This is a genomic window from Streptomyces sp. NPDC025618 (assembly GCF_055558795.1).
Genome location: NZ_JBVHLW010000042.1, coordinates 13,700 through 39,525, shown reverse-complemented (window position 1 = coordinate 39,525; position 25,826 = coordinate 13,700). Strand labels below are relative to the sequence as shown.

Sequence of the window (25,826 nt, the reverse complement as noted above, 5' to 3'; positions counted from 1 at the left end):
GAGCTTCCGTTACTCGGGAGGCGGGGTCCGCTGGGCGCTGTCCCCAGAAGCCCTGCGGGGCTTTCCGGAGGCGCGTACACAAACGGCCACTGCACACAGTACCAGCCCGGCTCCCGGGCCCCGCTCCGGGGCCGCTCCGGGGCCCGTCAGCCCGCCGACAGGCCGCGGGCCGTCCCGTACATCCCGAGGACCGCGAGGGCGAGCGGTACGAGGGCGAGGAGGAGCGCGCTCTCGGAGATGTCGGAGACGCGCCCCCAAAAGGGTGACAGGCCCTTGCGGGGGACGATCAGGGCGACGGCGGTGAGCAGGCCGCCGCCGAGCGTGACGGCGACGGCGAGCCAGACCGTGCGGATGTCGGTGGAGCCGCCGGCGGGCGGGTTCAGGGACATGCCGAGGACCAGCAGGGCCAGGGCAGCGAGCCCGGCGGCCAGGACGGCGGTGACCTGGGCGGTGTAGCGGAAGAGGCGGGCGCGCAGCAGCATGGTGAGGCCGGCGGCCAGGGCCAGGAGGCGGGCCCAGGGGCCGCCGTCGGCCGAGAAGGCGAGGACGGCGGCGGAGGCGGTGACGACGGCCGCGCAGCCGCCGACGAGGCCGAGCAGCAGCTCGTGGCCGCGGCGGACGCGCTCGGCGACGCGCTCGGCGTCCACCGGGTCGGGGGTGGTGCGGGCGGCCGGATCGAGGTCGCCGCCGGAGGCGGAGCGGGGGGCGGCGTAGCCGATGGGCAGCCGGGCGACGCGGGCGGAGAGGCCCGGCAGGAAGGCGATGGCGCCGATCGCGACGACGCCGCAGACGGCGGCCGCGCCCGCGGGGCTCCCACCGCCGAGGATCAGGCCGAAGGCGGCGAGGGTGCCGGTGACCGCCGCGGTGAGGGCGGCGACGAAGGGCGCGTCGCCCGTGGGCACGGTGGCGACCAGGGCCGCGGCGGCGACGAGGACGGCCGCGCAGCCGAGCAGGAACTGCAGCCGGCCGGCGCCCTGCCCCGGGTCGGGCGCGAGGATCCCGGAGCCCGCGATCATCAGGTGCGGCATGGCGGCGAGCCCCAGGGCGACGGCGCAGGCGCGGTCGCCGTAGACCCGTGCCCGTACGCCCGCGAGCGCGGCCAGCAGCACACCGGCGGCGGCCGCGACGGCGCCGGGGGTGCCGTGCATGTCGTGCCGGGCGGGGTCGGCGAACCACAGGGCGAAGGCCATCAGGGCGAGCAGCAGGGCGCCGCCGAACAGTCCGGCGGCACGCAGGAGTTGATCGTTCCACAGGGTCCGGTCGCGGGTGACCGCGGCGGCCACGGCGTCCGTCACGTCGTCGTGCACGGCGGGCGGCAGGGACTCCGCGAAGGGGCGCAGCGAGAGCAGCTCGCCGTCCAGGACCCGGTGGGCGGCCAGCGAGCGGGCGCTGTCGAGGACCGTGCCGTCACGGCGCACGAGGTGATAGCCGGTGGGGGTGCCGACCGGCTGGGTCTGGCCGGTGAGGCGGAGGATCTCCGGGTAGACGTCGGCGACCGCGATGTCGTCCGGCAGCGCGACGTCGATCCGGCTGTCCGGAGCGACCACGGTCACCCGGCAGAAACCTGTCCCAGTGGACGTACTCACCTGTCGGGGCCCCCTGCTCCACTCCGAGCCTTCGCTCATGCATACGCGCGGCGGCCACCCTATCGGGAGCCCCTCGGCGCACGTCGATAGGATCGCCGTTCCGCGGAGGGGAGGCCGGTGCCGGAGGGGTGCCGCTCGGAGATTCCTCACCGCGTGGAGGGGTTGAGGCATCCGGTGAGCCAGGTCGTCGTCCATCGCCCGCCCCGGAGTCTGCCGCCGGACGTGCCCGGTGAGGAGATCCGGCTGGAGGCGCCGCCCGAGCTGCCGCGCGGGCGTCAGGACAGTGTGCTGATGCAGCTGTTGCCGACGCTGGGCATGGCCTCGTCGATGGTCTATTTCTTCATGCCGGGCGCCGCTCCCATGATGAAGATCATGGGCGTCATGATGATGTGCTCGACGCTGGGCATGACGATCGCGATGGTCGTGAGGCACCGTCAGGGCTCCCAGGGGCAGACCGCGGACATGCGCCGGGACTACCTCAAATACCTCGCGCAGACGCGGCGGACCGTGCGCCGGACGGCGCGTGCGCAGCGGGACGCGCAGTTCTATCTGCACCCCTCCCCCGACCAGCTGTGGTCGGTGGTCGCGGAGGGCACCCGGCTGTGGGAGCGGCGTGCGGGCGACGACGACTTCGGGCAGGTCCGCGTCGGGCTGGGGGCGCAGCAGCTCGCGACGCCGCTGGTGGCTCCGGAGACCGCTCCGATAGACGACCTGGAGCCGTTGACGACGGGCGCGATGCAGCAGTTCCTGGCCACGCACGGGTCGTTGGACGGCATGCCGATGGCGCTGTCGCTGCGCGCCTTCTACCACGTGACGCTCTCGGGCGACCCGGAGACGGTGCACGGGACGGCCCGCGCGCTCGTCGCGCAGCTGGTGACGCTGCACTCGCCGGACGACCTGGTGGTCGCGGTGGTCGCGGCGCGCGGGGCGGCGTCGTACTGGGAGTGGACGAAGTGGCTGCCGCACGTTCAGGTGCCGGGCGCGGTCGACGGGGCGGGCGCGCGCCGGCTGATCGGAGACGAGCTCGGCGAGCTGGAGGAGCTGCTGCGGCCCCGGCTGGAGGGGCGCACGCGCTTCAGCCGGGACGGGCAGCCGGTGCTCGACCAGCCGCACGTGGTGCTCGTGCTCGACGGCGGCACGGTGCCGGCCGAGTCGGTCTTCGCGGCGCTCGAGGGACTCCAGGGCGTGACCATCGTCGAGGTGGTGCCGGGGGATCTCGGGGAGCCGCGGGGCGGGCTGTCCGTCGTGGTGGAGCCGGGCGAGCTGCGGCTGCTGTCGCAGGTCGCGGTGTACGACGGTGTGCCGGACACGCTGTCCATGGAGGCGGCGGAGGCGCTCGCGCGCCAGCTCGCGCCGCTGCGCACGGGCGGCGGTGACGGCGACGAGCCGCTGCTCGCCAACCTCGACTTCACGGATCTGCTGGGGCTCGGCGACGCGGGCTCGGTGGACGTGGCGCGCACCTGGCGCCCGCGGTCCACGGCGGAGCGGCTGCGGGTGCCGATCGGCGTCAGCGAGGACGGCACGCCGGTGATGCTGGACATGAAGGAGGCCGCGCAGGACGGCATGGGGCCGCACGGGCTGTGCGTCGGCGCGACGGGTTCCGGCAAGTCGGAGCTGCTGCGCACGCTGGTCCTGGGGCTCGCGGTGACGCACTCCTCGGAGACGCTGAACTTCGTCCTCGCGGACTTCAAGGGCGGTGCGACCTTCGCGGGCATGTCGGCACTGCCGCACGTGGCGGCCGTGATCACCAACCTGGCGGACGACCTGACGCTGGTCGACCGCATGCGTGACTCGATCACCGGTGAGCTCCAGCGACGGCAGGAACTCCTGCGCTCGGCGGGCAACTACGCCAACATGCACGACTACGAGAAGGCGCGCGCGGCCGGTGCGGCGCTGGAGCCGCTGCCTTCACTCGTCCTGGTGATCGACGAATTCAGCGAGCTGTTGACGGCCAAGCCGGATTTCATCGACATGTTCATCCAGATCGGCCGCATCGGCCGCTCGCTGGGTGTGCACCTGCTGCTGGCGTCGCAGCGCCTGGAGGAGGGCCGGCTGCGCGGCCTGGAGACCTATCTGTCGTACCGCATCGGCCTGCGGACGTTCTCGGCCGCCGAGTCGCGTACGGCGCTGGGCGTGCCGGACGCCTACCACCTGCCGTCGGTGCCGGGTTCGGGCTATCTGAAGTTCGGCACGGACGAGATGACGCGCTTCAAGGCGGCGTACGTCTCCGGCCCGTACCGCACGGCTCCGGCCGCGGGCGCCGGGGGGAGCGCGCTGCCCATCGAGCGCCGCCCGGTGCTCTTCACCGCCGATCCCGTGCCGGTCACCTACACCGCGCCCGAGCCCGCGGCCGGGCCCACGGTCCGTACGGGCGAGGAACCGCAGGCGGAGACGGTCCTGGACGTCGTCGTCCGGCGGATCGAGGGCCAGGGGCCGCCGGCTCACCAGGTGTGGCTGCCGCCGCTGGACCGGGCGGCCTCCCTGGACGAGCTGCTGCCGCCGCTGTCCACGGTGGAGGGGCGCGGGCTGACCGCGCCCGGGCACGGGCGCCTCGGCCGTCTCGTCGTCCCCATCGGTCTCATCGACAAGCCCTTCGAGCAGCGGCGCGACGTCCTGCACCGCGACTTCTCGGGCGCGGCGGGCAACATGCTCGTCGTCGGTGGCCCCCAGTCGGGCAAGTCCACGCTCATGCGGACACTGGTGGCGTCCTTCGCGCTGACCCACACGCCCGCGGAGGTGCAGTTCTACGGCCTGGACTTCGGCGGTGGCGGCATGAGCGCCATCGCGGGCCTGCCGCACGTCGGCGGGGTCGCGTCCCGCCTCGACCCGGAGCGCGTGCGCCGCACGGTCGCCGAGGTGGCGGGCATCCTGGCCCGGCGCGAGGAGTATTTCCGGGCCCAGGGCATCGACTCGATCACGACCTACCGACGGCAGCGGGCGGCGGGCGGATTCTCCGACCAGCCGTGGGGCGATGTCTTCCTCATCGTCGACGGCTGGGGCAATTTCAAGCAGGAATACGACATGCTGGAAGGCGTCGTCACCGATATCGCGGGGCGGGGCCTGGGGTACGGCATCCATGTCGTGGTGACCGCCTCCCGCAATATGGAGGTCCGCGCCTCGCTCAAGGACCAGCTCCTGAACCGGCTGGAGCTGCGGCTCGGCGACACCATGGACTCGGAATTCGACCGCAAGGTCGCCGCGAACGTCCCCGCCGGGGTGCCCGGCCGTGGCCAGCTCCCGGAAAAGCTCCACTTCATGGCCGGGCTGCCGCGCATCGACGCCGACAGCGACCCCGAGACCCTGACGGACGCGACCGCCGAACTGGTCCGCGCCGTCGACGAGGCATGGACCGGACCCCACGCTCCCGGCGTCCGGCTCCTCCCCCGCAAGCTGCGCGCCGACGAGCTCCCCAAGGGCTTCGAGAATCCGCAGCAGGGCGTCGCCATCGGTATCGACGAGACCAATCTGGAGCCGGTCTACGTCGACTTCGAGACCGACCCGTTCTTCCTCGTCTTCGGCGAGAGCGAATCGGGCAAGACGGCGCTGCTGCGGCTGCTGGCCAAGCAGATCACCGAGCGCTACGGGCCGGATGAGGCGAAGATCGTGGTGGGCGACTTCCGCCGCACCCTCCTCGATGTCATTCCCGACACCCATCTGCTGGAATACGCGCCGCTCGCCTCGGCGCTGGCCGTCCACGCGAACGCCCTCAACGGCCTGATGGAAAGGCGCGCTCCGCAGCCCGACATCACCCCGCAGCAATTGCGCGACCGGAGCTGGTGGTCGGGCCCGCGGTTCTTCGTCATCGTCGACGACTACGAACTCGTCTCGACCAGCAGCGGAAATCCCCTCTCGGTCCTGACCGAGAACCTCCCCTTCGCCCGCGACGTCGGCATCCGCTTCATCATCGCCCGCAGCTCCGCCGGCGCGTCCCGCTCGATGTTCGAGTCCTTCATGCAGCGCGTGAAGGAACTCGGCGCCCAGGGCGTGGTCCTCTCCGGCGACCCGGGCGAGGGCGACCTGCTGGGCGGCGTACGCCCCCGCCCGATGCCGCCGGGCCGCGGCTTCTTCGTATCGCGGAAGCGGGGAGCTCCGCTGGTGCAGGTGGGGTGGCTGCCGGAGGAGTAGGCAGGGACCGGCTGTTCGCTGGGGAAGGGGCATGAGTACGCGTACTCATGCCCCTTCCACGTATGCGTGCGTAGGGTCACGACAGAAGCACGCCAAGAGATCAAGAAGCGGCTGCGCCGGGCGAGGTCCTGTTGTTAGGTTCGAACGCAAAAGTGCCTGGTGCAAAGGCTTTTCGAGGGCACTGGTGGGTGCGACAGGCAGGAGGCAGCGGTGACGTTCCACGACGAATGGGCCGCGTTGCAGGGGGATGCGACGCGGACACGACTCAACGGCTTCCCGGGGCCGGGAGGCGACGCGGAGCTCAAGTCTTCCGCGGCGAAGAAGCAGTCGGCCGTCTCCGCGCTGGAACAGCACATACAGCCCGACGTCCAGAAGGCGGGCAGCTCCATGGACGAGGCGACGGAAGCCGCGGCCAAGGGATTCACGGAGTGGGCGACGGGCGCCGGAATCAATGAGGCGCTCAAGGGGTGGCGGGCGTCGGTGAAGGCGGCGCTGAGTGGCGCCAACCGGTTGTTCCAGGGCACCCACATCCACACGGGCAACCAGATCCCGCTACTCATCCCGCAGGACGGAAAGGGCATCCAACCGCCCTTCCAGTCACGGCTGTCGGACTACTGAGGGGCACCTGAACACCATGCTCACGTACCACCAGGTCATGACCACGGATCTGTCCCTGCTGACCACAGCGGCGGCGAAGTGGGAGGCGGCGGCGAAGGACTTCGAGACCGTCCAGAAGACATACGACAGCCAGGTGCGGGATGTGGCCGCCGACGGGTCGTGGACGGGGGTTGCCGCCCAAACCTTCCGGGCAACGACCACCTCCTCTACCTCGGCCCAAACAGGCCTTGCTGAATGGCCAGGAAGCCGTGTCATTGAAGGAGGCGGCCGGTACCCCTTGCGAGTGGATCGCCAAGGCTTCACTACCGAGGAATAAATCCGGCGCCCCCTGGAAAGTAGCGGTGCAGACGGACGATCGGGCGCCGATCACTGCATGCACCCTCGTGGATGCGAAGAGCGGAAAATCCGTGGCCCATTTCAGCGGCTGGTACGGGGACTGGAGCAACCATCCCTTCGAGACCCTGGTAACTGCAAACGTCAAGCTTCCTTCCCAATACCACTTCGGTGACGCCATCATGAGCGAGCACTTCGGCCGGGCCACGGCCCGCTGTGACGGTGAGTCCGCCAACTACCGAGCAAGCAGCTACCAGTCCGACAACAGGCAAGGCCTTTCAGGAACCGAGCTTCAACCCCTTCTCGTGGATTTCGCCAGAGATCAGAGCGAAAGACATGGCTGCACGGATCTCAAGGTGCCCACACAGGACGTGTATATGGAGCGCCGGTGAATCTTTGGATAATGGGGTTAGACCGACGGGGATGATCGCGGTGAAACCATTCCCCTGCGGCAACCGGCATCAATTTCTTCCTGGTGCTGTGCTGACTGGCGATGTCGAACGAGTTCCGCCGTCGCGGCAGGGGCCTTTGACGCCCCGCCCGGTAGACATTTGTCATGCCGAAACCGTGAGGGGCGGCACTGGCTCAGCCGTGGGCCCGGGCGGACACTTGTGGGCATGACGATCACTCAACGCGCAGGTCTGCGGCGGTTTCCCGTGGTGACTGCGGTCGTGTTCGCCGTGACGGCCGCGGTGAAGCTCCTGCAATTCGCCGTGCACGGCGTCCTCGGGGAGTTGCAGCGGACCCCCGCCGGACTGCATGGGGAGTGGTGGCGCTCGAGCACGGCGCTGTTCGTCCAGGACGGCGGGGTGCTCGGGACCGTGAGCAATCTGCTCTTCCTCCTGCTGGTGGGGACGGTCGCGGAGCAGGTCCTGTCCAGGTCGCGCTGGCTGTTGCAGTACTTCGGGGTGGGCGTCGTCTGCGAGTTCGTCGGTTATGCCTGGCAGCCCACGGGCGGCGGCAACTCCATCGCGATCTGCGCGCTGGCCGGCGCCGCCGCCCTGGCCCTCTGGCGCGCCGACTCGCGGCTGCCCGGCGGTGCCGCACACATACTGCTGCTCTGGAGCGCTGCCATGGTCGGCACCCTCTGGCCGGGCGCCCTCATACCGGCGTTCGTCGCCTGCGTCGTCGCCTCGGCGGTCGTCAACGTCGGCAACGAGCGGGGCATCTCGGTCCACCGGCCCGCGGCCCTCGTCGTGCCGATCGTCGGAGCGGTGCTGGCGGTTGCTCAGAACATCCACGGGGCGGCACTTCTGCTGGGAGGCGCGCTGGCCGTACTGCCGGTCGTCTGGGCTACTGGACGAGATGGTCGAGTTCGCCCCGCTTGGCGGCTTCGATGAGGTTACGGAGGCCCTCGCGGGTGGTGGTGATCAGTTCGTCGGGGCGGGTTGTTTCACGGAGTATGGGGGCTCCGGTGTGGGAGTGGCCTATCTGAATGCATGCGTTACCGCCCCCACCACAGAGTGGCTCCTGCCAGTGGATCTCGGACATCGTCTCCCCTTCTTCACATCTGCCGGGCGATCGAGTGGATGAACTGACGCGAGTCACGCTTGCCCAGGGCGCAGAGCTCCATCTTGCTCAAGAGCCTCCGATAGTTTGCGAGCTGCGCCTCGGAGTCGACGAAGACGGAACCGTAGGAAGTGTCGAGCTGCACGGTGTCCAGGGACGGCACTGCCGCACATGCGTAGAGCACCGTCTGGCCTGCCCCCGGGAACCCTCCGGACTCGAACGGGATGACTCTGATGCTGACGCCATCACGTTCACCGACCTCCAGCAGATGCCTCAGCTGAGCCCGCGCCACGTCGCGTCCACCGAACTGCATGCGCAGTGCGCTCTCGTGGATGATCACGTCGTACGTGGGAGGGTTCTTGCGATCGAGGACCCTGCGCCGCTGCAAGCGGTGCGCAATCCTGGCGTCCACTTGCTCGGCCGGGAGTTCCGGGATGACCATCTCGAAGATCGCGCGAGCATGGTCCTCGGTCTGGAGCAGACCAGGGATGTGTGAAGTCAAAGCGTTGCGCAGCCGCGTGGCGTGCCACTCGATCTCGGAGATGTCGAGGAAGAAGCCAGGCAGCACGCCCCTGTACTCCTCCCACCATTCCTTGTCCCGCTCGTCGGACATCGCCACCAGGGCATCGACCAACGCTTCGTCGGTGCAGCCGTAGTTCCTGGCCAGCGTGCGCAGGCGGTTCGGCGTCACGCCAACCCGCCCGGCCTCCAGGTGACTGACCTGGTAGGCCTTGATGCCCACCGCCGCGCCGGCTTCCGGGGCGCTCATCCCCGCAGCCTCGCGCAGCTTACGCAGCTCGACCCCCAAGCGCCTTTGCCGCTGGGTTGGTTGGCTCCTCGACGGCATGCCTGCCCTCCTCGTGATCTACCCGAAGCATGCCGTGCAGCGTCCCTCCGGGTCCACCGACAGGGTTGTCTTTGCGGACAAGGTTGTCTGCGCTGTATCGATGCCCCTACATTCAGTAACGCACCGCTCACACGCGAGAGCACCGGAAGTGCACCGCGCGAGCATGCCTGCCTTTCCCTGCGGTGGACATGCCTGCGCCCAGGGAGGCGAGCCACCGGTGCCCACCTGCGTGCTGGATCTCTCCCACCTCACCCCTGCCTAGCGTCTGGAGTGACCACGCATGAACTTCGCACCCTGCATGCCCGATTCGTCGGACGTGTCCTCCGCTGAGCCCGTCCCCAGTAACCTCGACTACACCCTCGGGCTCCCCGGCGGCGCGTACTGCCTCAGCATGGCCCGTAAGACCGTCGATCGCCTTCTGCGCGCACACGACCTCGCCGACATGGCCGAACTCGCCGTGCTCACGACGTCCGAACTGCTCACCAACGCCTACCTGTTCACTCCCGGGAAGCCGACGAGCCTGTCCATCCGGTGGCGGTTCGGCGTACTCCGCCTCACTGTGTTCGACGAGCATCCCCGGCACCCTCGGAACGTGCGGGATGCCTGTCAGGCACGGCGGCGGGCGGCGCTTTCGACCCTGGATGCGGCACTGGCCGCGCGCGAGAGCCTTTGTTGTGGTCTGGACGAAGTCGGCGGCCCGCTGGCGGGGAGCAAGATGTGGGTGGCGTTCTCGCGGAAGACGGCACGGAACTACGAGCGGCTCTGAGAGGTGAGCGTGATCGGTGATCCAGGGATATCGCGGCGCCGCCGGGAGTACGCTGCTCACGAGGAACTCCGCGGCGCCAACTCACCTTCGCGCGCCGCGATATGACGGCGATCGCGCACTCCGAAAGGCGGCCCCTGCGTCATGGACCCACATGAGAAGGACGAGCTCTACGCGATGGACATCTCCGGCGTCGAGTGGCTGAGCGCGCCGGATGCCACGACCGAGGTGCGCGTCGAGATCGCGTATCTCCCGGGTGGTGCGGTGGCAATGCGGTCGTCGGCCGATCCGGACACCGTGCTGCGCTATACAGAGAGCGAGTGGCGGGCGTTCGTACTCGGCGCGCGGGACGGCGAGTTCGATCTGACGTGAGCGTGCGGGGTGGGGCGTGCCTTGCTCCTTGCCTGCCCCACCCCGTCGACCGTCAGTAGCTGATGTCGAACAGCTGGGAAGCCTTGCGGTCCGTGTGCCGGTAATCCATGCTGCCCTGCTTGATCTTGGATGCGATCTCGGTCAGGATCGAGTGGATGTGCGTACCGCGCGCGTCGAACTGCGCCTTCGCCTGGAGCATCTTCTGGTGGGCCTCGCCCTGCCAGCCCTCGGTGACCTCGTTGACCGCGGCCCAGATGTCCTTCAGCTGCTGGTCGACGACGCCGGCCGCCTTGCTGATGTCATCGGCGGTCTTCTCGACCGAGCTGTAATGAACCTTGAGGTCGTCATTCGCCCCGGACATGTACCCCCCTCGTGGTGGTGATTGCTTCGTGGAATGCGGAAGTACTGCTAGTAGCTGCTGATCTTGCTTTCGAGACCGGCGCTGACGCCCGCGCCGGCACCCAGGGAACCGAGGTGTCCGCCCGCGGCCGAGCCGTTCACGTCGATCTTGTTGAAGGTCGCCATGATGTCGGCGTCGTTCGCGTGGCTGGCCTTACGGGTCAGGGCCACGGCGTCGTGAATGCCGTCGATCAGCCGGCGCAGGGCGTCGTGGTCCTCGTTGAGCGCGGTCTGCGCGGTGCGGAATGCTTGAGCGCCGGCACCGGTCCAGGCCGCCTCGACCGTGGCGATGGCATCGGCCAGGGAGCGGAGGTTGGCGGAAAGGGCCTCGCTCGTCTCCCGGATCTTGCCTTCGAACTTGGTGAATGCGGGATCACTGATCTTCTGAGTGTCCGACATGCTTCGCCTTTCTTGTTGTTAGGGCTGGCTGGTACGGCGGCGTACGACGACAAAGCCGATGGCCGCGGCGAGGACCACTGCGGCGCCCGCGCCGAGGGCGACCCAGGTGGTGGTGCCGATTCCTCCGCCCGAACCGGAATTCGCGGCGATGGGTTTGCCGACCGCGGACGAATTCGAATCGGAGGGGGACGCCTTGGGTGCGTTGGCGGCGTTGGCCGCGAGAAGGGGGTTGACGTCTGCCGGGCCAGGGTCGCCTTCACCGTCGACGAGCACCTTGCGGGGGCGGACGCTGCCGTAGCCGAGGTATTTGCTGGGCATCTTGGCGCCTGCGGGCTTGCCGGCGGTCTCCATCATCACGCGGAGGACTTGGTTGTTGGTCCAGTCCGGGTGCTTGGCCCAGATGAGGGCGGCGGAGGCGGAGGCGATGGCTGTGGCTTGGCTGGTACCGCCGCCGATACAGTATCCGGGACCTTTTTCGCAGTGCGCGACGATTTCTTCGCCGAAGGCAACGAGGCCGACCTGGTTTCCGTAGGTGGAGAATTTGGCGATTTTTCCCTGGCGGTCGACTGCTCCTACGCCGACGACGCCGGGGAGCGCCGCGGGCATCTCCACGGGGTTACCCTTTTCAGCATCGTTTCCGACGCCCGCAAAAATCAAACTCCCCTTTTCAAGGGCGTAGTTGACAGCAGCTTGAACCTTGGGGAACTGGACGCTGTCCCCTGGGCCTGCGAGCGAAATATTGAGGATTCGAGCGCCGTGATCAGCGGCGTATCGAATGCTCCTCGCCATCAACGGGTCGATAGCGTCTGCTCGACCGTTTGGCACGGCCTTCACTGGAAGGATCTTGACTCCAGGAGCCAACCCCTGAATTCCTCCATCTGCACCAGTGCCAGCTATCAGCGTAGCGATATTTGTTCCGTGGCCGTCGTCGTCCACATTGGCACCCGTGGGCTTGTTGGAAACATCCATGCCTTCCAACACTTGGCCCCGTAGCTCGGGAAGCGACCCGTCCACGCCTGTATCGATCACGGCAACTGTAACGCCCTGCCCTCGGCTCACCTTCCACATCTCTTCGGCCTGCATATCGTCCAAGAACCACTGCCTCGAGTGCTCGTCTTGCGCCACGGCAGGGGTCACGAGGCACTCGAGAGGCATGAGCATCACCCCGAGCAATGCCGAGGCCAGCAGGGCGCGCTGAGCCGGAAATCGCATGAGGCAGTGGTCCCCTTCGTGAGGTCTCGTGAGCTATTCGATGACTGGAGGCACGACATTTCCGCGGCCTGTGGTCCAGGTCTCTTCGTCTTCCACCAGATAGTCGGGCCTGGTGGAGCGACGGCGGTTGCCCCCGGAAGAGTTGGTTCCCGAGTGTGGCATCACACCTGGCGGCTGATTTCCTCGTACGAGACCTGAGCCACCCGGTGTGAACTCGGAGCGTCCTTCCCGCGGTGCACGCAGGCCACCAGCAGTACCACCTGGCTCTGTGGCCAGCCTTCGGCCGACGTAGCCGTTCCTCGGGCCAGGAGTGCTACCGCCAACAGGATGGCCGCCCATACCCATGGGCCCTCCTGTCCGCGCGCTTGGGGCCCCAGCCGGACCCCGCGATGCCGTGGCTGCACCCGCCTGAGGCCCCGAAACAGTCCGCTCTTCGCCTACGACCGTGCTTCGGGGCAGCCGCGGGTTGATGGACTGACTACCGGAACGAGCAGGCGTACCGCCGATGATGCCGTCGCTCTCCCGAACCCTCGGCATCCCTCCAGGTCTCGATGGATTCACACTGCTCACCGGGCGGGCACCGAACGGTCCACGTGGCCCGGTTGTCCCGCTTTGCCCACCGGATGGCATGTTGGGCACGAAGGGCCGCGGTGCGGCGACACCCCCTGGAATTACTGTGTCGTTGGACGGACCAGGGACGCTGGGCGCTGCGGGCTTGCCGACGATATCGGGCGATGGTGTAAGTACCGCAGAGTCAATCCCCGTATGCACAGGCCGGTCGGGGGACAGATTCACACCCAGGTGTCCACGTGAGTCCGCGTCCAATTGACGGTTGGGAGCATCATGAGCGGCTGCGGTCGAGCCCGTTCCAGTCGGTAGCGACGCAGCGCGGCCCCCACCTGCCATCGAGCCCTCGCCCGTGGATGATGCTCCATCCGGTCTTTCATAGTCGCGGACGACCGGCCAGAGCCCACCAGGCAACACCGGAAACCGCGGCACCTCCAACCCCGCCACATCCGTATGCACCGTCCGGTAGTAGGAATCCAACCGCTCCATCTGATTGATGGCCTCTTGCCGGTTGGATTCCGCGCCCTTCAAGCGCGCCTTTTCCTTGTCCGGGTCCGCGAAGCACGGTTCCGGTGCCGGGATCGCCTTCTGCGCGTCGCTCAGGCTCTGGCCCGCGAAGCCTATGTTGATGCCGACCTTCAGCGTGTAGTCGGCGAGCTTGAGCGTCTGCTTGGCCAGCTCCGCACCCCAGTTGCGGAATGCCTCGCCGCCCTCGCCCTCCCACTTCACGCGCTCGACATGCGCCTGGAGTTCCCCGCCGAGGTCATTGATGTCGGTGAACGCCTTCAGCAACGCGTCCGCGGCGTCATTGATCTGCTGTGGCTGACCGCCCGCCACCATGGCGTAGAGCTCTTCGTGCGTGGCGTCGTCGAATTTCCCCTTGCCCATCCGTGTGCCGCCCCCTTACGCGGTCTCGGACCCGAGATCGGAGGCGCCGCTGCGCTCCGGCTTGGGCTCGTGTCCGCCCTTGGCCGGGGCGGGCTTTCCCGCCGTCGGGTCGTGGTAGTTCTTGCGGACGCGCTCTTCGATCGCCTTCAGCCGGGCGGCCTGTTCGGCGTCCATCCCGTCGTATCCGCGCTCGGCGACCACGGCGGCGATCCCCATCGCCTCGACCTGGTCGCCCAAGGTCTGGGACAGCATCTTCAGCTGGTCGTGAACCTTGTCGTAAAGCTTGGCGAGGTCGTCGGCGGAGCCGAATCCGGTGCCGTAAGCGCCCTTGGGGATCGTCTGATGGGCGATGGCTTTCTGCGAGGCGGGCGACTTCTCCAGTTCGGACACGATGGTGTCGATCCGGCCCTTGAACTTCGCCAGCGTCTCGGCTTCCTTCACCAGATTGCCGTTGCCGAACGGCCTCTGGTCCTGATCGCCCGAACCCTGTTGCTGCACCCTGCCCCTCCCCTGTGGCATCCAGCGCGACACTACGCCACTCCAGCCACTCCCTGCATGAGTTACATGGTGCCGCCCGGTATCCCCTCGCCGCCTGAGTACGCGTACTCAATCAAGCCGCCCGGCGGCGCCGCAGATCCCGTAGCACCACCGCCACCCCGGCGATCGCCGCCACCAGCAGCGCCGTGCCGCCCAGGCCGTACGTGGCGAGGCGTTCCTGGCGTTGGGAGGGGGATTCTCCTGTGGCCAGGGGGGCCGGAGTGGGGGGCTTGGCGTGGCGGGTGGTGGGTTGGGCGGCGGTGACGCTGTCGAGGGGGTGGGCGTCGTCGGTCAGGGCGCGGACCGGGTCGACCACGCCCCAGCCGACATAGCGGTCATGGCCGTTCGTCGCGCGTTCCGCGGTCTGCTCGATCTGGGCGACGACCTGGTGCTGTTTCCAGTCGGGGTGTTTGGCGCGGATGAGGGCGGCGACGCCGGCCACATAAGGGGCGGAGAAACTCGTGCCGTTGTCGACGCACTGCCCGCCGAGCGGGACGGTGGAGACCATTTCCACGCCGGGGGCCGCGACGCCCACGAATTCACCGGGCTGGGAGAAGGCGGCGCGCTCGTTGTTGCGGTCGGAGGCGGCCACGGCGAGAACGCCTTTATAAGCGGCCGGATAGGTTTCCTTGACGCTGCCGTCGAGGCCGTCGTTGCCCGCGGAGGCGACCACGACGACGTCCTTGGCGAGGGCGTCCTTCACCGCGAGTTCCAGATCGGAATCGGGTTTGAGCGCCTTCGCCGTGTCCTGGGAGATGTTGATGACCTGGGCCCCGGCGGCGACGGCCAGGTTGATGCCCTGGGCGAGGGTCTGGGAGTCTCCGGTGCCCTTTTCGTCGTTCTGCCGGATCGGGATGATGACCGACTCCGGCGCGAGGCCGACGAAGCCGCTCGTGGCGGACGGGCGGGCCGCGATGATGCCGGCGACCTTCGTGCCGTGGCCGACGAGGTCGAGCGTGGGGTCGAGCTGGACGGCCGGCTTCTCGGGTTCGGGTTTGGGCGTGGGCTTCTCCGAGGGCTTCGGGGTCGCCGGAGCCGACGCCGAGGCGGAGGGCTTGGGGGTCGGCGCCGTCCTGGGCTGCTCCGAGGGCTTGGGCGTGGTCTTCGGAGCGGGCTTGGGCTCCTTCTTCGCCTGGTCCTTCGAGGCTGCCTCGCGGCGGTCCTCGGTGGCCTCGCGCACCCCCACGCCGTCCGCGGCCGCCGCCTGCTTGCCGGTCAGCAGATCCGCTCCGCTCTTGGCGTCGACCGCGTCCTTGAGCTGGGGGTTGTGGGTGTCGACCCCGGTGTCGATGACGGCCACGCGCACCGGTTTGCCATTGCTGTCCTTGCCCTTGGTGTCCTGCCAGAGCTGGTCGAGGAGGACGCGCTGGAGCGACCAGGGAGTGCCCTTGATGGGCTTCGCGGGATAGGTGCACTCGCCGCTGCCGTCGAGGGTGACGGGGAGCGGGGCGGATACGGCCGACGCCCCTGTCAGAGGAGTCATGAGCGCGGCGGCCGCCAGCGCGGCGGTGATGCGTCGCATGCCGCTCCTCACGATCCCTGCGGCTGCCGGGCGCTGTTGGCGTCCAGACGCGGGCCCGTGGGGAGGAATTGCGACCAATTGGCGGGTACGGCCATGGGGTTCACGTTCTGATAGCCGAGCCGGGCACGGGCCGTTCCCGATTCTGGTGCGGCCGAGGGCGAGCTCTCAGGTGTACTTCCATCCGCGCCCGGGGACGGTGCGGGATTCTCACCGATCTTCGACTTTCCGGTGCCGCTGTCGCCATTGGACTGCACGGCATAGCGCAGCCCCGTGTCGGTGACGAGGAAGATGGAGCCGCTGGTGGTCTGGTGGCCGGTCACCTGGCGGTAGAGCAGTCCGGAGCCGGGGGTGACGTAGGCGCTCGTCGCCCCGTCGGGAATGGTCGCCGGGTATTCCGTGCCGGCCCAGGTGGCGAGGTCGGGGGTGCCGCCGGCCGAGAGGCCGCCGAAGATGCTGCACACCGTCGTCTTGGCGCCGCCTCCGGCGGGCGCCTCCTGCGCGTTGGCCTGCTGGGGCACGCGCGAGGGCCAGTGGTACTTCCCGTAGAACTCCTCGTCGTCCGGGGTGAAGGTGGCGGCGCTGACGTGCTGCGGTGTGCCGGCCTGGCCGAGCGACGTGAGCATCTTGCTGTTGAGGAGCAGCTTGGCGACGAATTCGGAGACGCGCTGGACCTTGCCCTGGAGCACGACGTAGTGCTGGGTGCCCGTGCCGGTGGGGGCTTCGAGGACCGTGCCGACGCGGTTGGCCGTTCCGGGCAGGGTGGTGACACCGGCGTTCCCGCCGATGTCACCGCGGATCTCGGGGAAGACGATGGGGGCGCCGTCGTTGAACGTGCTCAGCCAGTCCTTGGTGACGCGCTGCGGACGGGCACCGTCCTGGAAGAGGGAGCGCAACAGCAGGTTGTAGTCCGAGGTGTCCAGGGCTTTCCACTCCGGGCCGCCGAGCAGGTATTTGGTGCCCTGCGGATCGATGAGGTAGCGGGCGTCGTCGGGGCCCTGTACGTAGAGGGCCTGATTGCCCCGCAGACGGTCCGGGCCGGTGAGTTTCCTGAGTTTCGGATCGCGGTCGGCGAAAAGGAAGACGGCTTTCTGCGTGGTGTTCCCGTTCGTGCCACCGGGCTGTTCGCAGACGGCCCACTGCTTCTTCCGGCCGGCTTCGGCGGCACCGGGCATGCGGTCGGGGGCGTAGGGGATGCCGAGGGTCGGGCCGCGCGGGATGTGGCCGTTGTCGAGCTCGGATTCCTTCACCTTGATGACGGTGGATTTGTCGGGGGTGAGGAGCAGCTTGGCGGAGGCGAAGTTGAGGACGGGGTGCAGCTGTTTCTTGTTGTCCGTCTCCAGGACCACATAGCGCGTGGTCGACTCACTGCCGACGATGACGTGCGCGGCGGTGTCGTCCCAGCCCTTGGGCGCGACCGGCCGGAACAGGCCCCAGGCCCCGAATCCGGCGACGAGCAGCGCCCCGACGACGACGCCGGGCAGGACCGCGCGCAGCGGGCGCGGGGCCCCTTCCTCCGTACCGCTGGGGGAAGGTTGCAGGAAAGCTGCGACCGTTCGCTTCTTCGCGAAGGTGTACGCGTTGAGCTGATCCCGGCGTGATGCCATGTGTCGCCGCTTCTCCCCAGTGGTCGGCTTCGGTTGACGGGGTGCTGCCGGACCCTGCCGTCGGTCCGGTTGTCGTACCGGCCCCCTACTATGCCGGTAGGGGATCAGCGTGAGGCGAGGGGGTTTGTCAGGCATGGGTGCCGCAACGCGCGTACGCCGGCCAGCGGTCACCGCGCAGCCGGGCGCGGTCGCGCCGCGGGCTGTGTCGCGGCCCGGCAGCGTGGGGCCGGTCCGGCTGCAGCAGCTGGTGCTGGTCGAGGTGGCGGCGGCGCTCGTGCTGGCCGCGTGGGCCGCGGGCCCGGTGTGGCTGGTGCCGGCGGGTGTGGTGGCCGCGGTGCTGGTGCTCCTCGCGCTCGTGCGCCGCGGGCAGCGGCCGATAGCGGACTGGCTGGCCACGGCGGTGTCGCTGCGGCGGCGCGCGGGCCGGGCGGTGGCCGCCCCGGTGGGCACGGACACGGGGCTGGCCCCGGTCCTGGAGTGCGAACCGGCGCTGCGGACCGGCTCCTTCACCGACCGTGAGCGGCGCGAGGTGGGCCTGGTCGGGGACGGCACGTTCCTGACGGTGATGCTGCGGATCGACGCCGTCGACGCCCCGCTGCGTCCGCTGCGGGCCGAGAAGGCGCTGCCACTGGCGTTGCTGCGGGACGCGATGGACGTGGACGGGATCCGGCTGGAGTCCGTGCAGGTGGTGCAGAGCACGCTGCCCGCGCCCGCCCCCCACCTGTCGGCGGAGGCCCTGGCGGCCCGTAACTACGCGCCGCTCCAGGCGATGGCCGGGACCCCCGCGGTACGGCTGACGTGGGTGGCGCTCAAGCTCGACCCGGAGCTGTGCCGTGAGGCCGTCGAGGCGCGCGGTTCGGGTGTGGAGGGCGCGCGGCGCTGTCTGCTGCGGGCGGCGGACCAGCTCGCGAGCCGCTTGCAGGGGGCGGGTTTCCGCGCCCAGTTGCTGTCCGAGGAGGGGCTCACGGCGGCGATCGCGACCGCCGCGAACGTCAATCCGACCGCCTCGGCGCGGGCGGGCCGCAGTGGCACGCCGGTGCGGCGGACCGCGGAGAGCTCCCGGGCCTGGCGGTGCGACGACCGGTGGCACAGCACGTACTGGGTCTCCCGCTGGCCGCAGTTGGGGCCGGAGGCCACTCCGCTGCCGCAGCTGGCCGCGCTGCTCACCTCGCTGCCGGCGCTGTCGACGACGCTGAGCCTGACCCTCGGGCGCGGCCGCACACCGGGCGGCCGGCACGCGCCGAGTGTGGCCGCGCACGTGCGGGTCACCGGCCGCAGTTCGGACGAACTGGCCGATGCCCGGCGGGAGCTGGAGCGGGCCGCACGCGGTGCGAAGGCCGGTCTGGTGCGGCTGGATCACGAGCAGGTGCCCGGTGTCCTCGCCACGCTGCCCCTGGGAGGGACGCGCTCATGACCACAGCTCCCCCGCCACCCGCGTCCGCGCGGCGGCGCCCCGGCTTCGGGCTGCTGGGTCCGCGCCGCGGGCGGCACGAGATCGCGCCGGAGCAGTTCGAGGCACTGGCCCTGCCGGTCGGGGACGACGGCGTGGTGATCGGCACCGATCCCCAGGGCTCGCCCGCCGTTCTGGGGATCGGCCGCCCCGCCCCCTTCGACGCCGTCCTGGTCGGCGGCGCGTGGACGGCACAGGTGATCGCGTTGCGCACGGTCGGCACGGGTGCCCGCGTCGCCGTGGAGACCGGCCGCCGCCAGCTGTGGACGTCGCTCGCGCAGGCCGCCAACAGCGGTCAGCCGTGCGTGACTCTGCACGATGTCGGGAGGGTGCCGCCGCAAGGGGCGTCGGTGCACAGCCCGGTGCTCGTCGTGCGTGACTGCGGTGCGCGGCCGCCGCGCGGCCGGGTCGTCGCGGCGCCCTGGCAGCCGGTGCTCACCCTGCTGCCGTTCGTGAGCCCGGAGGCGCCGCGCCTGATGGCGAGCGCGGATCTGGTGGGTGTCCAGCGGGTCTCCCCGGAGGAGGCGGCCCAGCTCGGCCGGCTCCTGGGTTTGCCGCCGGAGGACGTCGCGGCGCTGCCGACGCTCCAGGACGGGGTGACGCTGTGGTGCGCGGGCCGTCGGTCGCGGATGTATGCCGACACCCGGGCGACGGGACCGGAGGCCGGGCTGCTGGGTGCGGCCCGGCGGATGGACTGAGCCGAGGGGTGGGCCGGGTGTCTGCCCCGCCCCACCCCCGGGGTCACTTGCGGAAGGCCAGCAGCATTCTGTTGCCGTCCCCCGAATTGCTGCCCGACAGCCGCGTCGTGGCGATGTAGAAGCGGTCGTTGTCGTAGAGGTAGCGCGCGCTGAAGAAGTTGTTCTCGGCGGACGTCATGGACGCCGGGATCTGGAGCAGCACCTTGGGGTCCCCGTCGGAGCCGACGCTGACGACGGCGCCCGCCTTGTCGTACGACGCCTTCTGATACGCGATGACCTTGTCGCCGTCCGCCTTCAGGGGCATCAGCTCGCGCTTGCTCGTGTTCTTGGCGGCCCACTTGCGCTTGCCGCTGTCGAGGTCGAAGGCGTGGATCTCGTTGCCCGAGGAGTAGTTGCCCTCGGTCGGCAGATACAGGGTGTCGTCCGTGACGGCCACGCCCTGGCAGCCGCCGAGGTCGTGGTTCACGATCGAGAGCCCGCAGGTCGGCGCGTACGACTGGCCGGCGAAGTCGATGACCGAGCGCTCCTTGCCGTCCTTGAGCGCGATGATGCCGCCGGACTTCTTGTCGTCCGACAGGAGGGAGACGACGGCCGGTTCGCTGGAGTAGATCTTCTTGGTCTGGAGGCCCTTGCGGCCGTCCCAGGTCCAGGTGGCCTTGCCGGTGGCCGGGTCGACCTTCTCGATGTGCGAGGTGTTGTCGCTCACGCAGCTCCAGGAACGCAGCAGCGCCTTGCCGCCCGCGTAGCCGTCGATGCCGCAGCCCGACTGGATGTCGGGGGTGGCGATGGTCTCGCCGTCACTGACCCGGATCATGCCGGAGCCGCCGAACCAGGCGGCGCCCACGGCGTTGCCGCTGATGGCCATGTCGAGGCCGATGAAACTCTCGGCGAATCCGCCCGACTTGGGGATGGGCTTGTCCCAGACCTTCTTGCCCGCCTTCAGGTCGAGCATGGCGTAGTTGCCGCACTCGTCCTTCTTGTCGCCCTCGTACGCCACGACGACCTTGCCGTCGTCCGTGGTGTCCTTGGGCGCCGCGCACACCCGCTTGGGCAGCGGGACGGACCACTTCTCCTTGCCGTCGTCCGTGGAATAGGCGACGACCTTGTCCTGCACGGTCTTGACCACGTGGTCGCCGATCACCCAGATGCCCGGGACATCGGCGCCCGCCCGGTCGACGTCGGGGCCCTTCTGGTCGATGAGGACCTTCGCCTCGCCGGCCTGGCGGGCGTCGTTCGGGTCGCTCTCGCCGCCGTCGCGCGGGCCCGCGGTGCCCTCGTCGCCGCCTCCCTCGCCGCCCTTGGCCGGGGCGGTGCTGCCGTGGGCGCTGGGCTTGTCCGAGCCCTTGTCGTCGCCGGTCAGCGCCCACACACCACCGGCCGCCGCGACCAGGACCGCGAGCGCCGCGCCGATGACCAGGGCCGTCCGCTTCTTGTCCGGGCCGTCGGAGGGCTGGGGGCCCGGGGCGCCGAAGGGCCGGCCCGGGGGCGGCGGGAAGGCACCGTACGGGTTCGGCTGCTGCGCGCCGGGCTGTTGCGTGTACGGGTTCGGCGGGTACGGCACGCCGCCGGCCGGACCCTGCTGCCCCGGCGCCGGAGGGGCGCCCCAGGCGGGCGGGGCCGCGGGCGTGGGGGGCGCGGCGGGGGCCTGGGCCGGGGGCGCGGGCGGCTGTTCCGGGGCCGCCGCGGGCTTCGTCAGCGGAATCGAAGGACCGGCCGCAGCCGGGGGTTCGGCGGGAGCCGGGCGATCGGCCGGAGCGGTGGGGGGCTGCTGGGGCGCCTGCGGAGCGTTCGCGGCCGGATCCTGCGGTGCCCCGAAGCCGCCCCCGGAGGGCTGGTTCGGCGGCATCGGTGGGGGTGGGGGCGGCTGGACCATCAGCGCATACCTCTTGCTGTGCGGGCCCGGCGCCCGTTCTGCCTCCCCCCGCGATCCGATGGAACGTCAGCATTCCAACGAAAAGGAGCGAATCGGGCGCGGATCCCGCGCCGTTATGGCTTTCGAGCGGGAAATCTTTCTATCACCCGGTTCCGGCGCCGGCCGGGGCCGGTTGCCACGGGGCTGTTGAGGAGGCGGGGGCGGGCCTGCCGTGGCGGCGCGTATGACGATTAGTCTTGACGGGTGTACGTACGGGAGAACCGCGGACCGGACTCCTCCCGTCGGAACAGGGGGAACCCCGGGCGGTCGGACGACGGGAACGGTCGGGCCCGACAGGCAGCACATGGGCGTCAGACCACATCAGCAGGAGGCAATGTGAGCAGCGATCGGGACGAGCTCCGCGCGGGCGGGACCACAGCCGGCGAGGACCGGTCCGACGCGGGCCACGAGAACGAACCCGACCACACGGGTGAGTTCACGATCGACTACACACCACCGGCTTGGTACACGCAGAACGCGGTGTCGCAGGCCACTGGTGCGGCCGGCTCCGCCGGTGGCCCGGCCGTCGGCGAGGGTGACGTGAGCCGGACGGCCCCGCCCCCGCCTTCGGGTGAACCGCTGGCTCCGCCGGTTCCGCCGTCGGCTCCGCCTGGTCTGCCGCCCGTGTGGACGCCGCAGCCGGCTGTCACCGCGAACCCGGCCGAGGAGCCCGCCGGCGCGCCGGCGGCAGCGGACAGCCTGCCCTTCGGTGCCGGTGCGGCGGACGGGCTCCCGCCCGCCGCCTCGCAGGGCGAATCCCCCGCGGACGAGCTGCCGTTCGGGGCGGAGGCGACCGGGACGCCGGTGGCGGACAGCGCGACGCCTCCGCCGGCCGAGGTGCCGGAAGCGGCCGACGCGCACGCCGACGGCGAGGCACCCGCTGCCGACGCGCTCGCGGAGCACGGTGCGGACCGTTCCCCGGCCACCGCGGCGGCTGCCACCGCGTCCGGTGTATCCGAAGTGTCCGACGAGAACGGCACGGTGGACACCGCCGACACCGACCCTCTTCCGTTCGGAGCGGACGCCTCCTTCGGAACGGACGCCTCCGAGGCCGACGGCGATGTACGTGACGAAGGGACGACGCGCTTCTCCCCCGGCGTCCCGCAGGGCGAGGCGGACAGCGGCGCTCGCGAGGGTGACGTGCGCGGCGAGGGGACGACGCGGTTCTCCGCCGCCCCGCGGGTAGACGCTCCGGACCGGGCCGAGGAGCCGCAGCCTCCCGCCGACGCGCCCCGCCCCGAGGGCACCATGCGCTTCTCCGCGGCCGCTCTGCGCGACGAGGTCGCCGGACGCGCGGAAGAGCCGGGTGTCCGGAGCGAGGGAACCATGCGGTTCTCCGCCGTGACGCCGCCGGAAGGCGTCGCGGAGCAGACCGCCGAGGCGTCAGCCGCGAAGACACCGGCTCCCGAGGCTCCGGCCCCCGAGCCGTGGGCACCGCCGTCCGTGCCTCAGGGCGCGCTGCCGCCGCTGCCCCCGGACTTCCAGCCCGCCGTCCCGGCCCCCGGCGCTCCCCCGGCCGCACCGGCCCCCACACCGGCACCGGCGCCCGCACCCACCCCGGCACCCGCACCGTCCCTGCCGGCGCGTCCCGACGCCGCCCCCGCGACGCCCACTCCCCCGCCCGCGCCGTCCGCCGCGCCGCAAGGCGGCTACGGCTACCCCGGCCAGCCGGCACCTCAGACACCCCAGGTGCCCCAGGCACCCCAGTCCCCGTACGCGCAGCCGCCGGGCGCGCCGCAGGGCGGTTACGGCTACCCGCGTCCCGACGCGGCCCCGGCACCCTCGCCGTACGCCCCGATGCCCGCTCCGCACACGGGAGTTGCCCACCCGGGCCCGTACGCGCAGGGCGCCCCCGCCCCGTACACCCCGCAGACCGCACCCTCCCCGTACGCCCCGCCGACTTCCCCTGTGACGCCGCCTCAGGCGCCCATCGCTCCGGAGGGTTCCGGCGAGGCGCCCGCGCCGAAGCCGCAGAGCGCGTCCGGCGAGCAGGTACCGCAGGCCCAGCCCGGCGTGCAGCCCGGTGAGCAGGAACCTCAAGCGCCGCAGACGCCGCAGGCGCAGCCGGGCGTGCAGCCCGGTGGTTACGCGCTGCCGCCCGCTGTCGCGCCGGACAACGGCGCCCTCCCGCCGCTCGCCGAGCAGCAACAGCCGCAACCTCAGCCCCAGCAGCCGCAGCCCGGCGTCCCCGTGGACCCGCGGTCCGGCGGCTGGCCGACCGTGACGCCCGAGCAGCGGCAGCGGTCCGTGCACGGGGCCCCGCTGGGGTTCACGGCGTCCATGGAGCTGTCGTCGGAGCGGCTGCTGCGCAACAAGCCGAAGCCGAAGAAGCAGCCGAGCACCAGCCGGTTCAAGTTCGGCGGCAAGAAGGAGGAGGCGGAGCGGCAGCGCAAGCTGGAGCTGATCCGCACCCCCGTGCTGTCCTGCTACCGGATCGCCGTCATCAGCCTCAAGGGCGGCGTCGGCAAGACGACGACCACCACCGCGCTCGGGGCGACGCTGGCGAGCGAGCGGCAGGACAAGATCCTGGCGATCGACGCCAACCCGGACGCCGGCACGCTCGGCCGCCGCGTGCGCCGGGAGACGGGTGCGACGATCCGCGACCTCGTCCAGGCGATCCCGAGCCTGAACAGCTATATGGACATCCGGCGTTACACCTCGCAGGCCCCGTCCGGCCTGGAGATCATCGCCAATGACGTGGACCCGGCGGTCTCGACGACCTTCAACGACGAGGACTACCGGCGGGCGATAGACCTGCTGGGCAAGCAGTATCCGATCATCCTCACCGACTCGGGCACCGGCCTGCTCTACAGCGCGATGCGCGGCGTCCTCGACCTCGCGGACCAGCTGATCATCGTCTCCACGCCGTCCGTCGACGGTGCCAGCAGCGCCAGCACCACGCTGGACTGGCTGCACGCGCACGGCTACGCCGATCTCGTCTCGCGCAGCGTCACGGTGATCTCGGGGGTCCGCGAGACCGGCAAGATGATCAAGGTGGAGGACATCGTCTCCCACTTCGAGACGCGGTGCCGCGGTGTCGTGGTCGTGCCCTTCGACGAGCACCTGGCGGCGGGAGCCGAGGTCGACCTGGAGATGATGCGGCCGAAGACGCGCGAGGCGTACTTCCACCTGTCCGCGCTGGTCGCGGAGGACTTCACCCGGGCCCAGCAGCAGCACGGGCTGTGGACCGGGGAGAACCCGCCCGCGCACCAGGCGCCGCCCGTGCCGGGCGCGTACGTCCCCGGCCAGCCGGGCGCCCCCGCGCCTTACCAGCAGCCGTACGACCCGTACGCGGGCGGACAGCCGCAGGCCCAGCCGTATCCACAGCAGCCGTATCCGTACGGCCAGCCGCAGCCGGGCGGCCCCTACCCGCCCGCGGGCGGTCAGCCGCAGCCCGGTGGCGGCTACGGCTACCCCCAGCAGTACCCGCCGCAGCAGACCTGAGCGCATAACGAAGGGCCCCGGGCGTTCGCCGCCCGGGGCCCTTCCGTCGTTTTGTCAGCGGGTCATGCCGTGACGTGCGCGGCGGCGTGCGCCGCCACCAGGTCACGCGCCCGCTTCACATCGCCTGCCATGCACTGCAGCAGCGCCTCGATGGAGTCGAACTTCTCCATGCCGCGCAGGTAGGCGAGGAAGTCCACGGCCACGTGCAGGCCGTAGAGGTCCAGGTCGGTGCGGTCGATGGCGTACGCCTCCACCGTCCGCTCGGTCGCGTCGAACTGCACGTTCGTGCCGACCGAGATGGCCGCCGGCATCGCCTCGCCGCCGACGGTCAGCCAGCCGGCGTAGACGCCGTCCGCCGGGATCGCGGTGTGCGGGAGGGTCTCGACGTTGGCCGTGGGGTAACCCAGTTCGCGGCCGCGCTGCGCGCCGTGGACGACGACGCCCTCGACGCGGTGCGGGCGGCCGAGGATCTCCATCGCGCCCGCGACATCGCCCTCGGCGACCAGGCGCCGGGTCAGCGTGGAGGAGAACGGCAGTCCGCCGCCCGCCTCACCGGTCACATAGAGATCCATCACCTCGACGTCGTAGTCGTAGGTGACGCCGAGCTCCTTGAGGAAGTCGACGTCGCCCGCCGCCCGGTGGCCGAAGCGGAAGTTGGGGCCCTCGACGACCAGCTTCGCGTGCAGCTTGTCGACCAGCACCTTGACCACGAAATCCGCGGGCGAGAGCTTGGAGAACTCCGCCGTGAACGGCAGGATCAGCACCGCGTCCACGCCCAGCTCCGCCATCAGCTCCGCGCGCCGGTGGTGCGGGGCCAGCAGCGGCGGGTGGCTGCCCGGCCGCACGACCTCGCTGGGGTGCGGGTCGAAGGTCACCACGACGGCGGGGACGCCGAGCGACCGCGCCCGCTCCACCGCGCGCCCGATGAGCAGCTGGTGCCCCCGGTGCACGCCGTCGTACGAGCCGATGGTGACGACGCTGCGCCCCCAGTCCTGGGGGATGTCCTCCAAGCCACGCCAGCGCTGCACTGTGCCCGCTCCT

Annotated in this window: 21 protein-coding genes; 10 read left to right on the top strand and 11 right to left on the bottom strand. The window is 70.5% G+C overall.

Going from position 1 to position 25,826, the window contains the following annotated elements:
• Positions 1-146: 146 nt before the first annotated feature.
• The gene (gene eccD, locus ACZ4A5_RS26585) at positions 147-1,625 is read right to left on the bottom strand and encodes a type VII secretion integral membrane protein EccD (protein WP_467589333.1); all 1,479 of its coding nucleotides are present in this window, start codon (positions 1,623-1,625) and stop codon (positions 147-149) included.
• A 135-nt stretch (positions 1,626-1,760) separates the two neighbouring features.
• Between eccD and eccCa the strand changes: the two genes are divergently transcribed.
• The 5 genes from eccCa to ACZ4A5_RS26560 all read left to right on the top strand — a co-directional run bounded on the left by eccCa (position 1,761) and on the right by ACZ4A5_RS26560 (position 8,002).
• Positions 1,761-5,711: a type VII secretion protein EccCa gene (eccCa, locus tag ACZ4A5_RS26580; RefSeq protein ID WP_467589330.1), complete on the top strand. Its 3,951-nt coding sequence runs from the start codon at positions 1,761-1,763 to the stop codon at positions 5,709-5,711.
• A gap of 210 nt (positions 5,712-5,921) precedes the next feature.
• Positions 5,922-6,329: a hypothetical protein gene (locus ACZ4A5_RS26575; protein ID WP_467589327.1), complete on the top strand. Its 408-nt coding sequence runs from the start codon at positions 5,922-5,924 to the stop codon at positions 6,327-6,329.
• Between the two features lie 37 nt (positions 6,330-6,366).
• The gene (locus ACZ4A5_RS26570; RefSeq protein WP_467589324.1) at positions 6,367-6,645 is read left to right on the top strand and encodes a hypothetical protein; all 279 of its coding nucleotides are present in this window, start codon (positions 6,367-6,369) and stop codon (positions 6,643-6,645) included.
• Positions 6,646-6,670: 25 nt separating this feature from the next.
• Positions 6,671-7,054 (top strand): hypothetical protein, encoded by a 384-nt coding sequence (locus ACZ4A5_RS26565; RefSeq protein WP_467589321.1) that lies wholly within the window; start codon positions 6,671-6,673, stop codon positions 7,052-7,054.
• 225 nt (positions 7,055-7,279) lie between these two features.
• Complete coding sequence (locus ACZ4A5_RS26560) at positions 7,280-8,002, top strand: rhomboid family intramembrane serine protease (RefSeq protein ID WP_467589317.1); 723 nt, start codon at positions 7,280-7,282, stop codon at positions 8,000-8,002.
• A 164-nt stretch (positions 8,003-8,166) separates the two neighbouring features.
• On the opposite strand, the gene ACZ4A5_RS26555 is transcribed toward ACZ4A5_RS26560, so the two are convergent.
• Positions 8,167-9,018 (bottom strand): helix-turn-helix domain-containing protein, encoded by an 852-nt coding sequence (locus ACZ4A5_RS26555; RefSeq protein WP_467589314.1) that lies wholly within the window; start codon positions 9,016-9,018, stop codon positions 8,167-8,169.
• Positions 9,019-9,298: 280 nt separating this feature from the next.
• Here ACZ4A5_RS26555 and ACZ4A5_RS26550 point away from each other — a divergent pair, with 280 nt between their 5' ends.
• The gene (locus ACZ4A5_RS26550) at positions 9,299-9,784 is read left to right on the top strand and encodes a hypothetical protein (RefSeq protein ID WP_467589311.1); all 486 of its coding nucleotides are present in this window, start codon (positions 9,299-9,301) and stop codon (positions 9,782-9,784) included.
• A 141-nt stretch (positions 9,785-9,925) separates the two neighbouring features.
• Positions 9,926-10,153 (top strand): DUF397 domain-containing protein, encoded by a 228-nt coding sequence (locus ACZ4A5_RS26545; RefSeq protein ID WP_366004983.1) that lies wholly within the window; start codon positions 9,926-9,928, stop codon positions 10,151-10,153.
• Positions 10,154-10,205: 52 nt separating this feature from the next.
• Here the strand turns inward: ACZ4A5_RS26545 and ACZ4A5_RS26540 are convergent, their stop codons facing one another.
• From ACZ4A5_RS26540 to eccB, 7 genes are all read right to left on the bottom strand, one after another.
• The gene (locus ACZ4A5_RS26540; protein ID WP_398869926.1) at positions 10,206-10,514 is read right to left on the bottom strand and encodes a WXG100 family type VII secretion target; all 309 of its coding nucleotides are present in this window, start codon (positions 10,512-10,514) and stop codon (positions 10,206-10,208) included.
• 47 nt (positions 10,515-10,561) lie between these two features.
• On the bottom strand, positions 10,562-10,951 hold the full coding sequence (locus ACZ4A5_RS26535) for a WXG100 family type VII secretion target (protein WP_398869925.1): 390 nt from the start codon (positions 10,949-10,951) through the stop codon (positions 10,562-10,564).
• 18 nt (positions 10,952-10,969) lie between these two features.
• Positions 10,970-12,163, bottom strand: coding sequence for a type VII secretion-associated serine protease mycosin (gene mycP, locus ACZ4A5_RS26530; protein WP_467589306.1), 1,194 nt, complete (start codon positions 12,161-12,163; stop codon positions 10,970-10,972).
• Between the two features lie 33 nt (positions 12,164-12,196).
• Positions 12,197-13,618 carry a WXG100 family type VII secretion target gene (locus ACZ4A5_RS26525; protein ID WP_467589303.1) on the bottom strand — a complete coding sequence of 474 codons (1,422 nt, stop codon included), beginning with the start codon at positions 13,616-13,618 and terminating at the stop codon, positions 12,197-12,199.
• A 15-nt stretch (positions 13,619-13,633) separates the two neighbouring features.
• On the bottom strand, positions 13,634-14,116 hold the full coding sequence (locus tag ACZ4A5_RS26520) for a hypothetical protein (protein WP_467589299.1): 483 nt from the start codon (positions 14,114-14,116) through the stop codon (positions 13,634-13,636).
• Positions 14,117-14,228: 112 nt separating this feature from the next.
• Positions 14,229-15,638 carry a type VII secretion-associated serine protease mycosin gene (gene mycP / locus ACZ4A5_RS26515; protein WP_467589353.1) on the bottom strand — a complete coding sequence of 470 codons (1,410 nt, stop codon included), beginning with the start codon at positions 15,636-15,638 and terminating at the stop codon, positions 14,229-14,231.
• 47 nt (positions 15,639-15,685) lie between these two features.
• Positions 15,686-17,281, bottom strand: coding sequence for a type VII secretion protein EccB (eccB, locus tag ACZ4A5_RS26510; protein WP_467589296.1), 1,596 nt, complete (start codon positions 17,279-17,281; stop codon positions 15,686-15,688).
• Between the two features lie 133 nt (positions 17,282-17,414).
• Between eccB and eccE the strand changes: the two genes are divergently transcribed.
• Both eccE and ACZ4A5_RS26500 read left to right on the top strand, forming a co-directional pair.
• Positions 17,415-18,695 carry a type VII secretion protein EccE gene (gene eccE, locus ACZ4A5_RS26505; RefSeq protein WP_467589293.1) on the top strand — a complete coding sequence of 427 codons (1,281 nt, stop codon included), beginning with the start codon at positions 17,415-17,417 and terminating at the stop codon, positions 18,693-18,695.
• The gene (locus ACZ4A5_RS26500) at positions 18,692-19,429 is read left to right on the top strand and encodes a hypothetical protein (RefSeq protein ID WP_467589290.1); all 738 of its coding nucleotides are present in this window, start codon (positions 18,692-18,694) and stop codon (positions 19,427-19,429) included. The genes eccE and ACZ4A5_RS26500 overlap by 4 nt, the downstream gene beginning before the upstream one ends.
• Positions 19,430-19,472: 43 nt before the next feature.
• Here the strand turns inward: ACZ4A5_RS26500 and ACZ4A5_RS26495 are convergent, their stop codons facing one another.
• Positions 19,473-20,990: an outer membrane protein assembly factor BamB family protein gene (locus ACZ4A5_RS26495; RefSeq protein ID WP_467589287.1), complete on the bottom strand. Its 1,518-nt coding sequence runs from the start codon at positions 20,988-20,990 to the stop codon at positions 19,473-19,475.
• 687 nt (positions 20,991-21,677) lie between these two features.
• Here ACZ4A5_RS26495 and ACZ4A5_RS26490 point away from each other — a divergent pair.
• Complete coding sequence (locus ACZ4A5_RS26490) at positions 21,678-24,785, top strand: SCO5717 family growth-regulating ATPase (protein ID WP_467589283.1); 3,108 nt, start codon at positions 21,678-21,680, stop codon at positions 24,783-24,785.
• A 62-nt stretch (positions 24,786-24,847) separates the two neighbouring features.
• Here the strand turns inward: ACZ4A5_RS26490 and ACZ4A5_RS26485 are convergent, their stop codons facing one another.
• A complete protein-coding gene (locus ACZ4A5_RS26485; protein WP_467589280.1) occupies positions 24,848-25,813 on the bottom strand; it encodes a bifunctional riboflavin kinase/FAD synthetase in 966 nt (321 codons plus the stop codon).
• Between the last annotated feature and the right edge of the window lie 13 nt (positions 25,814-25,826).